The organism is Acinetobacter sp. D009, from assembly GCF_038562025.1.
GTDB classification, from domain to species: Bacteria; Pseudomonadota; Gammaproteobacteria; order Pseudomonadales; family Moraxellaceae; genus Acinetobacter; species Acinetobacter pittii.
In genome coordinates this window covers 3,364,766-3,379,366 of sequence record NZ_CP151886.1, presented here as the reverse complement: position 1 = coordinate 3,379,366, position 14,601 = coordinate 3,364,766, and the positions used below count along the sequence as shown (strand labels likewise).

The 14,601-nt window shown below is 39.9% G+C and carries 16 protein-coding genes; 7 read left to right on the top strand and 9 right to left on the bottom strand.

Going from position 1 to position 14,601, the window contains the following annotated elements; genetic code table 11:
- Complete coding sequence (locus AAC388_RS16135; RefSeq protein ID WP_002115100.1) at positions 1-747, top strand: sporulation protein; 747 nt, start codon at positions 1-3, stop codon at positions 745-747.
- A gap of 29 nt (positions 748-776) precedes the next feature.
- On the opposite strand, the gene AAC388_RS16130 is transcribed toward AAC388_RS16135, so the two are convergent.
- Positions 777-1,640 carry a LysR family transcriptional regulator gene (locus tag AAC388_RS16130; protein WP_005066023.1) on the bottom strand — a complete coding sequence of 288 codons (864 nt, stop codon included), beginning with the start codon at positions 1,638-1,640 and terminating at the stop codon, positions 777-779.
- Between the two features lie 115 nt (positions 1,641-1,755).
- Positions 1,756-2,010 carry a DUF2061 domain-containing protein gene (locus tag AAC388_RS16125; protein WP_342370925.1) on the bottom strand — a complete coding sequence of 85 codons (255 nt, stop codon included), beginning with the start codon at positions 2,008-2,010 and terminating at the stop codon, positions 1,756-1,758.
- 237 nt (positions 2,011-2,247) lie between these two features.
- On the opposite strand from AAC388_RS16125, the gene leuC reads away from it, so the two are divergent.
- The 4 genes from leuC to leuB all read left to right on the top strand — a co-directional run bounded on the left by leuC (position 2,248) and on the right by leuB (position 6,147).
- Positions 2,248-3,666, top strand: coding sequence for a 3-isopropylmalate dehydratase large subunit (leuC, locus tag AAC388_RS16120; protein ID WP_068530555.1), 1,419 nt, complete (start codon positions 2,248-2,250; stop codon positions 3,664-3,666).
- Positions 3,667-3,684: 18 nt separating this feature from the next.
- Positions 3,685-4,332, top strand: a complete 648-nt coding sequence (gene leuD, locus AAC388_RS16115; protein ID WP_342370924.1) for a 3-isopropylmalate dehydratase small subunit — start codon at positions 3,685-3,687, stop codon at positions 4,330-4,332.
- A gap of 112 nt (positions 4,333-4,444) precedes the next feature.
- Complete coding sequence (locus AAC388_RS16110; RefSeq protein WP_005066026.1) at positions 4,445-5,029, top strand: hypothetical protein; 585 nt, start codon at positions 4,445-4,447, stop codon at positions 5,027-5,029.
- A gap of 38 nt (positions 5,030-5,067) precedes the next feature.
- Entirely contained in the window at positions 5,068-6,147 is a 1,080-nt protein-coding gene (gene leuB, locus AAC388_RS16105) for a 3-isopropylmalate dehydrogenase (protein WP_002114882.1), read from the top strand.
- 53 nt (positions 6,148-6,200) lie between these two features.
- On the opposite strand, the gene AAC388_RS16100 is transcribed toward leuB, so the two are convergent.
- Positions 6,201-6,608 (bottom strand): hypothetical protein, encoded by a 408-nt coding sequence (locus tag AAC388_RS16100; RefSeq protein ID WP_342370923.1) that lies wholly within the window; start codon positions 6,606-6,608, stop codon positions 6,201-6,203.
- Between the two features lie 175 nt (positions 6,609-6,783).
- On the opposite strand from AAC388_RS16100, the gene AAC388_RS16095 reads away from it, so the two are divergent.
- Positions 6,784-7,155, top strand: coding sequence for a lysozyme inhibitor LprI family protein (locus AAC388_RS16095; RefSeq protein WP_005079207.1), 372 nt, complete (start codon positions 6,784-6,786; stop codon positions 7,153-7,155).
- Between the two features lie 51 nt (positions 7,156-7,206).
- Here the strand turns inward: AAC388_RS16095 and infA are convergent, their stop codons facing one another.
- Positions 7,207-7,428 (bottom strand): translation initiation factor IF-1, encoded by a 222-nt coding sequence (infA, locus tag AAC388_RS16090; protein WP_001284370.1) that lies wholly within the window; start codon positions 7,426-7,428, stop codon positions 7,207-7,209.
- Positions 7,429-7,691: 263 nt separating this feature from the next.
- Between infA and AAC388_RS16085 the strand changes: the two genes are divergently transcribed.
- Positions 7,692-8,702 carry an AraC family transcriptional regulator gene (locus AAC388_RS16085; protein ID WP_005066032.1) on the top strand — a complete coding sequence of 337 codons (1,011 nt, stop codon included), beginning with the start codon at positions 7,692-7,694 and terminating at the stop codon, positions 8,700-8,702.
- Between the two features lie 26 nt (positions 8,703-8,728).
- Here AAC388_RS16085 and truA read toward each other — a convergent pair whose 3' ends face one another.
- The 5 genes from truA to asd all read right to left on the bottom strand — a co-directional run bounded on the left by truA (position 8,729) and on the right by asd (position 14,521).
- Entirely contained in the window at positions 8,729-9,526 is a 798-nt protein-coding gene (truA, locus tag AAC388_RS16080; RefSeq protein ID WP_005079200.1) for a tRNA pseudouridine(38-40) synthase TruA, read from the bottom strand.
- A gap of 14 nt (positions 9,527-9,540) precedes the next feature.
- A complete protein-coding gene (locus AAC388_RS16075; RefSeq protein ID WP_342370922.1) occupies positions 9,541-10,512 on the bottom strand; it encodes an asparaginase in 972 nt (323 codons plus the stop codon).
- Positions 10,513-10,570: 58 nt separating this feature from the next.
- Positions 10,571-11,833 (bottom strand): hypothetical protein, encoded by a 1,263-nt coding sequence (locus AAC388_RS16070; protein ID WP_342370921.1) that lies wholly within the window; start codon positions 11,831-11,833, stop codon positions 10,571-10,573.
- A gap of 59 nt (positions 11,834-11,892) precedes the next feature.
- On the bottom strand, positions 11,893-13,254 hold the full coding sequence (locus AAC388_RS16065) for a hypothetical protein (protein ID WP_342370920.1): 1,362 nt from the start codon (positions 13,252-13,254) through the stop codon (positions 11,893-11,895).
- Positions 13,255-13,402: 148 nt separating this feature from the next.
- A complete protein-coding gene (asd, locus tag AAC388_RS16060; RefSeq protein WP_016142294.1) occupies positions 13,403-14,521 on the bottom strand; it encodes an aspartate-semialdehyde dehydrogenase in 1,119 nt (372 codons plus the stop codon).
- Positions 14,522-14,601 lie beyond the last annotated feature (80 nt).

The following is a 14,601-nucleotide window of genomic DNA, read 5'->3' as shown; positions in this document are numbered from 1 at the left end:
ATGTTTAGTAAAATTATGTCTGGTTTGGGTCTTCAAGGTGTGACAGTAGAAACTGTTTTACAGAACCCAAGCTTGCAAGCAGGCAGCACATTGCATGGAGAAATTAGCTTTAAAGGCGGATCATCTGATAAAGAGATTAATGGTCTTTATTTGCAATTGGTGACGATGGCAGAAGTCGAATCTGGTGATCATGAGTTTAACCAACCTTTAGTTTTACAAGAGTGGTTAGTGAACTCTCGATTCCTCTTGCCGGCACATCAAGCACATTCTTTCCCTTTTAGTATTCAACTACCATTTGAGACACCAATTACTGAGGTTGCTTGTCGAAGAAATGGTGCACGTGTTTGGATTCAAACCCATATGGATGTTGATTGGGGACTAGATGCAACTGATCGTGATTATCTAAAGGTTCTGCCAACTCCAGCCATGCAAATGTTTCTACAGGCTATGCAGCGATGTGGCTTCGTTCTATCGACAGTAGATGTAGAAAAAGGGCAGCTGACTGCGCGAAATTTTAGATCAACGATTGGTTGTTACCAAGAGCTTGAATTTGTCTCTTCACATATGTTTAGCGGATTTAATGAAGTTGAGGTATCTTTTGTTGCTGAACCTAATCAAACTCACGTTATGCTTGAAGTAGACCGCCATTTTCGATCAGATCAGCTATTAACGATGACGATTCCACACCATATGCTTGATGAAAACCAAATGGTGCAACAAATTAGAAGCCTCTTGAAGCTTGGATAAATTAAATTAGATGCTTAAATGAGAGCCTTTTATGCATCTTGCATCATTTTAATCAACTCCTGCATGGCTCTAGATTGAGTACGTGCAGGATGCCAGACCATGCCTAATTGACGATTCATCTCAACATTTAAATCAAGTTGCTGCATATCCTGATTCAACAGAGTTTTTGGTAAAACTGACCAACCTAAACCAATCGACACCAACATACGAATAGACTCAAGAGGGTTATTGCTCATGGTAATTTTTGGTTTAAGTCCTTGTTTTTCAAACTCAGCTAAAGTGATTTGAGCAGTATAAGTTTGTGCAGCGGGTAATAAGCTTGGATATTCAATTAAATCTTGTAAGGTAAGATTCTTCTTTTGTGCCAGCGGATGAAAAGGGGCAGCAACAAAAACTAAAGGATCATTCCAAATTGTAATGTAGTTAAGACGCTCATCTCCTGAAGGAGGAAGCGTTAAAAATGCTAGTTCTAAATCACCAGCCAATACTTGTTCATGGGCTTGCTCTGAATCAACAAAATGCACATCTAAGGTAACTTGAGGGAATTGCTGAACAAAATGCTTAAGTGGTGCGGGTAAATGGTGCAAACCAATATGGTGACTCGTACCGACTTTTAAGCGGCCTTGTACCTGAGTTTGTTCATGGCTCAGCGTATGGTGAATATCACCCAGCTCATTTAACCAGTTTTTAACTTTAGGAAGTAATGAATGTGCGGCATGAGTTGCCTGAACACCTCGGCCTGCAGATTCAAATAGTTTTACGCCAAAATATTCTTCTAAGCTGTGAATTCTTTTGGTAACAGCAGGTTGAGTAATAAATAACTGATCTGCTGCCACAGAGATAGACCCTGTTTCCATAACTTTTACAAAAGCTTCAAAGGCTGCAAGATTCATAATACAACTCAACTTGGAATAGAAAAATCGAGGGGCTAAAGTTGCCGAGCCAAAATCGTATCATGCTTGCAGCAAAACGAGTGAGAAAGTTGTGAATTACCGCACTAATCTTAGCCTAAGCCGTTGTTTCTTTTTCAGCTAAGGCTGATACGCGGCGATCTTTAGCAGCCCAAATTTTTTCATGGAAGAAAAAAGCAAAAGCTTGTACGGTTGGCTCAAGCATACTTAATGTTAAAGCCATCCAGATATTACCTGTTACAAAGTATGCGACTAGCATTGCGACAGTAATATGCATAATGTAATAGCTTAAGGTTTTCTTTAAGGTACGTTGATTATTTATAACGAATTTTTGGATATTAGCCATGATCATTCTCTTTAGCCACTTTAGATATTTTTAGTATAGGCATTAGAGTATAAGATTAAAAATTGATTATGCAAATGATAATCATTAACAAAAACGATTTATTAAATTTGATGTACCTTATGGAAATTATAATTTATTCCAAAAAGTTTTCTAATTTATAAAAATGATAAATTAGATTTATGTGAAACTCTGGCTATAATCGAAGAAAGATCAGAATTACCCAGTCCAATGGAGCAAGACGACATGGCAGGCAAAACTTTATATGACAAATTGTGGGATGACCACGTTGTTTCACAGCGTGATGATGGCTCATGTTTACTATACATTGACCGTCATTTATTGCATGAAGTGACAAGTCCACAAGCATTTGAAGGATTGCAACTTGCGGATCGTCAACCATGGCGTTTAAGTGCAAACGTTGCTACACCGGACCACAATGTTCCAACGTCTAAAAAGGAACGTGACCAAGGCATCGCTGGTATTGAAGATGATACATCTCGTATTCAAGTCCAAACCTTAGATGACAACTGTAAAGCCTTTAATATTGTTGAATTTAGTATTAATGATATTCGTCAGGGGATTGTGCATGTAGTTGGACCTGAACAGGGCTTAACTTTGCCGGGCATGACGGTGGTATGTGGTGACTCACATACAGCGACTCATGGTGCTTTCGGTTGCTTGGCGCATGGTATTGGAACATCTGAAGTTGAACATGTGTTAGCAACACAATGCTTGATTCAGAAAAAATCTAAAAACATGTTAGTTCGTGTAGATGGCGTATTAGGTAAAGGCGTAACACCAAAAGATGTTGTGTTGGCAATCATTGCTAAAATTGGTACTGCTGGCGGTACGGGCTATGCAATCGAATTCGGTGGCCAAGTTTTCCGTGATATGTCGATTGAAGGTCGTATGACGGTATGTAACATGGCGATTGAAGCAGGTGCTCGTGTCGGTATGGTTGCAGTTGATGACAAAACCATTGAATACGTAAAAGGTCGTAGCTACGCACCAAAAGGCGAGCAATGGGAACAAGCAGTTGCTTACTGGAACACATTGCATTCAGACGAAGATGCTGTGTTTGATGCTGTAGTTGAGTTAAATGGCGCAGAGATCGAACCACAAGTATCTTGGGGAACTTCACCTGAGATGGTTATTCCAGTCACTGAAGCTGTACCAACTTTAGAGCAAGCGAAAGATGACGTACAACGCAATGACTGGACACGTGCTTATCAATATATGGGTTTAAATGCAGGTCAGGCATTAGCTGATATTCAGCTTGATCGTGTCTTTATTGGTTCTTGTACGAACTCTCGTATTGAAGACATCCGTGCTGCGGCTGAGGTGGTTAAGGGCCGTAAAGTGGCATCCACCATTAAGCAAGCTATGATTGTTCCGGGTTCTGGTTTAGTTAAGCAACAGGCTGAAAAAGAAGGCTTAGATAAAATCTTCTTGGAAGCTGGCTTTGAATGGCGTGAGCCGGGTTGTTCAATGTGTTTAGCAATGAATGCAGATAAGTTACAACCAGGTGAACACTGTGCATCGACATCTAATCGTAACTTTGAAGGCCGTCAAGGCAATGGTGGTCGTACTCACTTGGTGAGCCCGGCAATGGCGGCAGCGGCTGCAATCGCTGGTCACTTTGTTGATGTTCGTTCATTTTAATTCGGTCTGGAGCAAACCATGAAAGCTTATACAGTTGAACAAGGTATCGTTGCACCATTAGATCGTGCCAATGTTGATACAGATTTAATTATTCCAAAACAGTTTTTAAAGTCGATTAAGCGCACTGGTTTTGGCGACAATTTATTTGATGAGCTTCGTTATTTAGATGAAGGTTATCCAGGACAAGACAATTTAGTACGTCCAAAAAATCCGGATTTCGTTTTAAACCAGCCTCGTTATCAAGGAGCAACTGTTTTAATTGCTCGTACTAACTTTGGTTGTGGTTCAAGTCGTGAGCATGCACCTTGGGCATTAAATGAATATGGATTCCGTACTGTTATTGCACCAAGCTTTGCTGATATTTTCTTTAATAACTGTTTCAAAAATGGCATGTTACCTGTCATTTTGCCAGAAGAAACAGTTGAGCAGTTATTTAAAGAATGTGCTGCTAATGAGGGATATCAATTAACAATTGATTTAGCAGCTCAAGAAGTACGTACGCCAACAGGTGAAGCGTTTAAATTTGAAGTTGATCCATTTCGTAAGCACTGCTTGTTAAATGGATTGGATGATATTGGTTTAACTCTTCAAAATGCGGACGCAATTCGCGCTTATGAAGAAAAAACTAAACAAGTTCGTCCTTGGGTATTCCAAGAGTTGAATTAACCTTTCGGTACATTTTAAACATAGCCATGGCGTAGCGTTCAAACTCTTGCTAACATGCTAAAGCATAAAAACACCTTAGAATTATGCACTAGATGAGGATTGGGCTTGAACAATGAAGAGGAACGTTACTCATAGCTTTTTGTTGAGCCTGTGCGCAATAACACTCAGTGCTTGTCAAAGCACTTACAATGTAGTGGATACTGTCCGCATTAAGCAGGCTGAACAAGAAAATTTGGGGCAGAATGCAGCAATATATTGTTCGGGCGCGAAGAGTTGTGAATTTGAACGACTAAATGATATTACTGTAGTGGATGCGCAAACACGAAGAATTAGTAATCAGGCAATTCATCAAGGGATTGTGAGATTACAAGGTTCAGTGCTTAGCCAAACTAACAGCTTATATTTATCAGTGCCTGCTAAACAATATGAAGTGGTGATTCGTTTCTATCCGATCTCTCCGGATCGTGCAGAAACATTTCATGTGATTCACCAGTTTAATGCTAACCATCGCTATACATTTAAAATGTACCGAGACAAATCTAACCGTTCGGGTAGTTTGCTGAATGTTTCTGTACCAGATCCATTATGTGTCGATTTAGAACAAGATGGGCATGTCATTCGCCGTTTTTGTCGACCATTTGATGTTACAACAGGACTAGGTGAATTCCTTGAGCAGAAAAAACTAACACCGCGGTAGTTGTAGCACTGCTTGTCTTTGGAAAATGGAAAAAGTTCATGTCTAAACAGATTTTAATTTTAGCTGGTGATGGTATTGGTCCTGAAATTGTTGGGGCAGCAGAAAAAGTATTAAATACAGTAAATGAAAAATTTAATTTATCGTTAACTTGGGAACATGGCTTATTAGGCGGCGCGGCAATTGATGCGCATGGTGAACCGTACCCAGCAGTAACAAGTGAACAAGCAAAAAAAGCTGATGCAATTTTATTAGGTGCGGTAGGCGGACCAAAATGGGACACTATTGAGCGCTCTATTCGCCCTGAACGTGGTCTTTTAAAAATTCGTAGTGAACTTAACTTGTTTGCTAACTTGCGCCCAGCGATTTTATATCCGCAATTAGCAGATGCTTCTAGTTTGAAGCCTGAAATTGTTGCTGGCTTAGATATTTTAATTGTTCGTGAATTAACTGGCGGTATCTATTTCGGTCAGCCACGTGGTATCCGTGAACTCGAAAACGGTGAAAAGCAAGGGTACAACACTGACGTTTACTCTGAAAGCGAAATTAAGCGTATTGCAAAAGTAGCTTTTGAACTTGCAGGCTTACGTGGTGGAAAGGTTTGTTCTGTAGATAAAGCTAACGTTTTGGAAGTTACAGAGCTTTGGAAGCAAACAGTTACTGATTTACAGCAAGCAAATTATTCAAATATTCAGCTTTCACATATGTATGTTGATAACGCTGCAATGCAACTTGTACGTGCACCGAAACAGTTTGACGTGATCGTAACGGGTAACTTGTTTGGCGACATCTTATCTGATGAAGCAGCAATGCTTACAGGTTCAATCGGCATGTTGCCATCGGCTTCGTTAGATGAAAATGGCAAAGGTATGTATGAGCCTTGCCATGGTTCTGCACCTGATATCGCGGGTCAAAATGTGGCAAACCCATTAGCAACTATTCTTTCAGTTGCAATGATGCTTCGCTACACATTCCGTGAAGAAGCTGCTGCAAAAGCAATTGAAGATGCAGTAGGTCAAGTGCTTGATCAAGGTTTGCGTACAGCAGATATTATGTCTGAAGGTATGACAAAAGTAGGTACGGCTGAAATGGGTGAGGCTGTTGTAGCTGCTCTTGCTTAAAAGCTTATTATAAAAAAACGCAGCATTGAGCTGCGTTTTTTTGTGCTGATGTCTTAGCAGGCTTTACCCTCATATTGAATTGACTCGGCAATGTCATTTTTAAGCTGGAAAATCACTTTGCAATTGAAATTAATATCATAAGAATTGCCGCTCAGATTTCCTGATTGGATAGGAATAGAGCTTCCTCTCATATCAACATTACTCACCATCGGAATAGGAATGCTTAAAGGACGCAAAATCGTATAGATGAGTTGATTGGCGGTTTTTTGCGGAGAGTTGGCGACTTGAAAACCAAGACTACGTAGATTGATATCTTGTTGAATGGTCGCCGATGATTTTCCTAAAAAGCCTTTTAAATATTCCTGTAAATCTACGGATTGACGTGGGTGGCTAGCACAACCGTTAAGACAAATAATGATGAAAGATAATAAGCCAATTTGGTAGTGGGTATATATGTTCATTTTTCTCACTATATAAAATTATATTTATTATTAAAGAACAATAGGTTGTATTTACAAGCTTGTAAAGTAAAAAAGGAGGATTATGATAAATGGAGGGTAAATTTGTCTTTCGATTTATCAATTACATCCGAATCACTTTAATAATAATTTCATAGAAAACTTAAGGAAGAATAGTATGAGAAAAATAGTTTTTGCTTTTTTATGTAGCTTTGGCATGACTTCAGTCTATGCAGATAACTGTGATAGTGCCCGTAATACTTATGATGATATTTACTGTACAAATAAAATTTATGCGAGTGCTGATGCTGATCTGAATAAGAATTATCAAGCACTGCGAGTAAAGTTAAACACCGCGCAGAAAAATATTCTTAAAAAGTCTCAGCTTGCATGGATACGTCAACGTGATGCCGAGTGTACAGATTCAAATAGGAATAGTGTAGACGTGCAATGTCGTTTACAGACAACGCAAGAAAGAAACCATTGGCTGCAAGAAAGATTGCGTGAATGCCAAACGGTGGGATGTAAAACCAGTCGCTTAAGTGAGTAAATAACGCAATAAAAAAGCCACATCATAAAGTGGCTTTTTTGCATTCACTAATTAGCGAGCACGGTACGTAATACGACCTTTAGTTAAGTCATATGGAGTCATTTCGACTTTTACACTGTCGCCAGTAAGAATACGAATATAGTGTTTACGCATTTTACCAGAAATGTGTGCAATAACTTCGTGACCGTTTTCAAGACGTACACGGAACATCGTATTAGGAAGCGTTTCGGTGACAACGCCTTCGAACTCAATGAGTTCCTCTTTATTGGCCATAGCCTACCTGATGATCAAATTGGAAAGGCGCAAATTATAGTCAATTTTTTTAAAAAAAACAAGATAGACACACTTCTGCTAAAGCATCTGGTTAAAGTATGACTAATAAAAAAAGATGTAATTTTTTTCACAAAAGAAGTGTAATTCTGTTGTCAGTTTGGTCAATCAACGCTAATCTAAAATCATAGTTATTAGGGACTGTTAATTGCATAAAGGTCAACAGCCCTAAATATCAATGAAGTATCTACATGGAAGGGCACTGCGTGGGTCAGCTAACAGATGCATCAGTTGTATTACGCTTTGGCTACCAAGCGATTCGTCGTGCGGGTTTGCCAACAGAAGAAATATTAACCAAAGCGGGAGTTGCTTTAAATCAGGTCGATACCAATGCACGTACACCGTTAAGTGCACAGTACGCCTTTTGGACTGCCGCTCAGGAAGTCAGTAAAGATCCAGACATCGGTCTGCATTTAGGTGAGCATTTGCCTTTATATCGAGGGCAGGTGATTGAACATCTATTTATTAGTAGTGAAACCTTTGGTGAAGGCTTAAAACGAGCCTTAGCTTATCAGCGACTGATTAGTGATGCATTTGATGCAAAACTAGTCGTTGAAGAAGGACGTTGTTATTTAACCAATGGTGAACAGATTGGTGCTGACAATCTCGTCAATCGTCATTTCTCTGAATGTGCAATTTCGGGCGTGCTTAGATTTTTTAAGTTCATTACTGAAGGACAATTTCATCCTATCTTCATCGATTTTAATTTTAGCGAAGGAGCTTCTGAGGATGAATATTTCCGTGTATTTGGCTGCCCAGTTAGCTTAGGTCAGAAAGAGACACGTTTATATTTTGATCCAGCTATTTTAGATTTTCAGCTTTGGCAGGCAGAGCCTGAGTTACTTCAATTGCATGAACAATTAGCGATTGAAAAGTTACAAGAACTCGCCCGTTATGATTTAGTGGGTGAGGTTCGTCGTGCGATTGGTTCGACACTTGAAAGTGGAGAAACAACTTTAGAGACGGTTGCTGCTCAGTTGAATATTACGCCGCGTCGTTTACGTACTCAGCTCAGTGAGGCAAATACCAGTTTTCAACAAATACTTTCTGACTATCGTTGTCGTTTGGCTAAAAAGCTTTTGGCAAATACCAATGAGAGTGTTGAACGTATTGTGTATTTAACTGGCTTCTCTGAACCAAGTACGTTCTATCGTGCATTTAAGCGTTGGACGAATGAAACACCTGTGGAATATCGTAAGCGTAAGCAGCATCGCTAGATAAGTATATGTAAAGTTGGCTAAGCTTACTCTGGTAAGTTTAGCCAATGTGGCCCAAGTGGTGGCTGCGGCAAATCAAACTGCTCAGGATAATTACACTGAATAAAATAAAGGCCATCGGGTGGGGCGGTTACCCCAGCTGCCTTACGATCCTGCGCCGCAAACATTGCATCGATATGATCAATCTCATACATACCTTGACCAATTTCGAGTAAGCAACCGACAATATTACGCACCATATGGTGTAAAAAACCATCTGCTTGAATATCTAAAACTAAATAGCGTCCATGTTCAAATAAACGGCAATGTTTTACATGTCGAACAGGCTGGTTTGATTGGCATGCTGCTGCGCGGAAAGTTTCAAAGTTATGCGTTCCTTCGAACTTACTAGCAGCTTTAATCATCTTTTGCACGTCTAGCTTTTGGTAAATGTGCGTAACTTGCTTGTGTAATAGTGCTGGGCGATGCGGTGCGTTATAGATGATATAGCGGTAACGTCGAGCAGTCGCTTTAAAGCGGGCATGAAAATTTTCATCCATCAGTTTAATCCACTGAATGGAAATATCTTTAGGTAGTTGACTATTTGCCCCTCTTAACCACCCCGTTTCTGGACGAATAGCGTTCGTGTCAAAGTGCGCCACCATATTTGTTGCATGTACTCCCGCATCAGTACGACCCGCACCGTGAAGTGCAATGGGCTCATCTGCAATTTTACTCAGTACACGCTCGATCGTTTCCTGAACGCTGGCAACGCCTGGCTGTTGTGTTTGCCAACCTCGGTATTGAACTCCGCTAAATTCAATACCGACTGCATAACGTTGCATGGCTTTACCTCTGTTTAATGCAAATTTTCGTTCCAATGGCTTAGCCATTGTTCTGGGGTTGGGTATTTTAAATAGATTTGAAGTGCTTTTGCATAGAGATCTGCATGGCTATGTGCATCACTGATGACAATTTTTGCAGTTTTGGCCCATGCACTAATCGCATAACGTTGATCAATACCACCGAATGTCACCTGAGTGGTAAGAATCGGAACACAGCCACGTGTGTAAAGCTCATCTAATGTTGCAAGTAATTCTTGGTTTACTGCAATATTGCCAGTACCAAAACCTTGTAACACTAAAAAGTGTGGTGGGGCTGAAAGTAAGTGGCGTAATTGTTGTACTAAGTGCTGTGTTGCAATGGGTTGCATCATCCAGTTTAAAATCTGGAAGGAAGCAGCTCGTTCAATTTGGGCATCTTGTACGATCAATTCATTTTGCTGAGGCGTAAACTCAGCTTCACTACTTAACCCTGAAAATGCATCGAGTTCAGTCGTATGCGTTTTTAATGCAGTTCGCGCGTGGAATACTTGATGGTGGAATGCGAGATAAGCACCCACAGGTAAAGCAATCACTTGTTCTAATGCAAGATATAAGTTCTCAATTGCATCAGTAAATTCACGGGTGTTATCGCCTTGAATATTGAGTAGCGGATATTGACTACCGGTAATCACAATATGACAGCTTTGGCCTAAAAAGCGGGCTAGGGTCGCAGCCGCATAACTGAGCGTGTCTGTACCATGAATAACAACGAAATGCTGATAACCTTCAAGTTGTAGTTGTTGTATACGTTGAATCAGGCGCAACCAGTCAGGTGCCGTACATGCACTGCTATCAACAATATTGGGTGCAGCAAAGCAGTCAACTGTTAAGTGTGGGGGAATCACTTTTTCAAGTTGAGGCAAGAATTGCTCATAAGGCATAGGAGCTAAAGGTTCACCAATGCAACCAAAAGTACCACCCATATAAAATAAGGCTATTTTTTTCATATTTTTGCAGGCATAAAAAAGCAGTCATCTCTGACTGCTTATGGTAAATCGAACAGTTCTAAGAAGCTATGCGATTAAGTAAGTTTTTCGCGCGTTGTTGTTGTTCTGTGTTGAATTTTTGCTCATTGCTTGCCAATAAGGCTTGAGCTGCTGGGTAGGCTCCTAACTTGATGTATTGCTCAGCTAGTTTTAGATCAAGTTCATTTTCATCTAACTGTTTTAATTCTGGAAAAGCTTCTACAAGGGGATCTTTAGTTTGATCTGGGGTAGTTTCTTCGCCTACTAGGTCTACAAGGTTTTGAGTTTCAATCTCTGGTGCTATAACTAATGCAGGTTCGTCTAGCGAAAACTCAAGAGGTGCTATTGAATTCGACTCTAATGGAACTTGTTCTAAGAGTTGAAGCTCATCTAATGATGAGATCTGTTCATTAGGTTTTACTTCTGGATTTTCATGGGTTAATTCAAGATTAAAATCCAAAGCATTGGTGTTCTCTTGAGCTGCTGGTGCCGCTACTGTCTGGTTTTTTTCCTCAGATTCATGCAGAGGTGCCAAGTCAAAAGAAAACTCTAGGTCAGCTAGCTCATTTGTTTCTTGAGATGGCGATAACTCTGATTTCTGTGTTGGTTGGCTGGTACTTTCGGTAGTCGTGGTTTGCTCAAATGAAAAGTTAAACTCTAAAGGTTCAACTTCAACAGCAGGTTCTTGCTTTACAGGCGTATAGTCTTGCTGCAATTCATCAAAAGAAGTTTCAGAAGAACTTGTTGTTAATTGGTCAAACTGAGCTGTTGCATCAGATGTATTTTTTGGCTCTTGGTATGTTTGAGCTTGAGGAAAATCGATCGCATCTGGTTGTCTTGATGACTCATATTCTTTTTGTCTGGCTTCTGCTTGAATGGCTATTTCATTGAGCGCTAAGCTACGAATATGGCTAATCAGTTGAGTTATTGCAAACTCATCTTTTTGTGCAATATGAATCTCAAGTAGCAATAAATAAAGTTCATGTTGCGTATTATCTTTCTTTAGCGCCTGATTGACTTGAGCTTCAGCGGCTGAGAATTGTCTTTCTTGAATAAGTAGCTGAATCTTCTGACGAACAGCGTCTGGAACAGGACTGCTTTGTGGGGTAGAGGGAATAGATTCTTCAACTACATTTACTTTAGTTTTTTCACGCGAGTTTTTACTTGATTTAGAGTTCGCTTTTTTATTGGTTTTTCTATTTATTGTTTTAGGGGAATTCGACTCTTGCTTTTGGCTATTTTCGCGTTTTTTTAAAATGACAGCGACCACGAGCAATATGATGAATGGAATCACATATAACATTACTTTCCCCTTAAAAAATAAATATTTGCAATATAAAGCGAGCTGACTCTGGTTTTAACTTAATGCTTTTGCTTATGAGTCTGTTGCTGTGCTTTTAACTGCTGTTGTAACTCTGCCAAACGTGCATTCAGAAGTTGAATACGTTGGTCTTTTAAACGTAAAGTTTGATTTAGTTTGGTTACATTCCTTTGTAATGTAACGGTTTTTTCTCTTGTTGTCATAACTTTTACTGCTAACTCAGTATTGTTTTGACTTTGTTGTGTGCTCTTTTTAGCACTTCCATGCGTAGAATTTTGACTGTTTTCAGCCACAATACTCATTTCGGCTTGCTGTAAACGGTATTTTGCTTTGCCAGAAGTTGATTTTGCAGTATGTGCGATATCTGTTTTTGACTTGTTTTGCTGAGGTTTAGCTGCAGGAGAGTGAGCTAGGTTAAGTGCGATTCCCTGACGCAAACGATTTACATCACCTTGAATAAAAGCATGTCGGTTTTGTGTTTGAATATCATGCATGACTTTCGCAACAGGTTGTTTTGTTTTCGCGGCAATACGATTAGCAATGCTCCATAAAGACTCATTTCGCTGTACCACATATTTACCTGATGATGCTGGTCCTTTGTAGGAACTTAACGATTGTTTCTTCGCAGGATTTTGGTTAAGCGCTTTTTGAGGTACAGATTTCTTTTGCGCTGTTAGTTTGTTGACCGTGTTTTTGGGTGAACTGTTTGTGGTTGTTTTGACACTGCTTGGTTTACTTTGATTTTTTGCTGCTACCTGATCAGAAGTAGCACTAGCTGCAACTTGTTGAGCAACCTGACTAGAAGAGCTTTCGCTAGATGTATTGGGTGAGTTTGTGTTTATTGCTGGAGCATTACCAGAGCTAATATTAAGGCTATGTTCACCATTCGAATCAGTTGGAGTTGAGGCCGAAGTTGGTGATGCATATCGAGTACTTTCTGGCAGATTTAGAGCAATGTCTTTTTCATTGACAATAAACTGAGGTGACAAAGTACTTTCGTTATTTTCAGTCTTTTTTATAGAAGAAGGCTTAATTACGGTTTTGATATGCTGCAAACGTGTAGCAGAACCTTCACTAATTTTTACTACAATATTTAGTTCAGGATCAATCACAGGGCGAGATGAGGTAATCACAATAACCCCTGAGCCTTGACCGTTTTGGCGCGTATAAAAATTAAGATTTCCGGGCGGCTGATGAGTTACGCCTAACGCGCTTAAATCTTCAGGAGTCGCTAGACTGACTTGTATATTGGTGTTGGGGTCAGCTTGTTGAAAATTCATTTCGGCATATAACAAATCGCCAGGTGCGGACTGAATTTGTATAGGGTCTAATGTAATCGCATAAATAGAAGGCGAAGACATAATGGTGAAAATGGCAATTTTTAATTTGTTATAAACAGTCATCTCAATCCATGACCTAATAAGTCGTAAAGTCATTCAAAATTATACAATAATGAAATGTAAATAAATTGTAAAATTTTCACAAACCAGTTACGAAAAAGCCGATCTAATGTGATCGGCTTTTTATTTTGACTGAATAATTCAAATCAAATTATGAGCTTTTGTATTCAACTAAGATGCGTAACATACGACGTAAAGGCTCAGCAGCACCCCAGAGTAACTGGTCACCCACTGTAAATGCACCTAGATATTCTTTACCCATGTTGAGTTTACGTAGACGACCTACAGGCACAGTTAAAGTACCAGTTACAGCAACAGGTGTAAGATCAGTCATAGACGCTTCACGAGTGTTTGGTACAACTTTCGCCCATTGGTTTGAAGTACGAATCATATCTTCGATTTCATCAAGCGGCACATCTTTCTTCAACTTGATAGTAAGCGCCTGAGAGTGGCAACGCATCGCACCAATACGGACACAGTGGCCGTCGATAGGAACAATTTGTGAGTTACCCAAGATCTTGTTGGTTTCAACCTGACCTTTCCACTCTTCTTTTGATTGACCGTTTTCAAGTTGCTTATCAATGTAAGGAATTAATGAACCCGCTAATGGCACACCAAAGTTAGCAGATGGGAAACCTTCACCACGTTGTAACTCAGCAACTTGACGATCAATATCCAAAATTGCAGATTTAGGATCATCTAACAATGTTTTGGTATTGTTATATAAGTAGCCCATACCAGTAATTAGCTCACGCATGTTTTGTGCGCCAGCGCCTGATGCTGCTTGATAAGTCATAGCAGTCATCCACTCCACCAAATTGTTTTGGAAAAGTGAACCTACACCCATCAACATAAGTGATACTGTACAGTTACCACCTACGAAAGTTTTGGTGCCGTTAACCAATCCGTCTTTGATGACGTTAAGGTTTACTGGGTCAAGAACGATGATCGCATCATCTGACATACGTAAAGTTGAAGCTGCGTCAATCCAGTAGCCATCCCAACCAGTCGCTTTTAACTGTGGGAAAACTTCAGACGTATAGTCACCACCTTGACAGGTAATAATGACATCCATTTGCTTCAGACTATTAATGTCTGTAGCTTCCATAAGTGCTGGGGCAGTCTTACCACCAAATGAAGGAGCTTCACCACCTGCATTACTGGTAGAGAAATAAAATGGCTCAATATGAGCAAAATCATTCTCTTCAACCATACGTTGCATAAGGACGGAACCGACCATCCCGCGCCAACCGACCAGACCTACTTTCATGTCATTTTGCCTCGGTGCGTTAAAATTGTTAGGGGGAGTTGAGTGTATCAAAAGTGTCCACAACTGCAAGCGTTACAGAA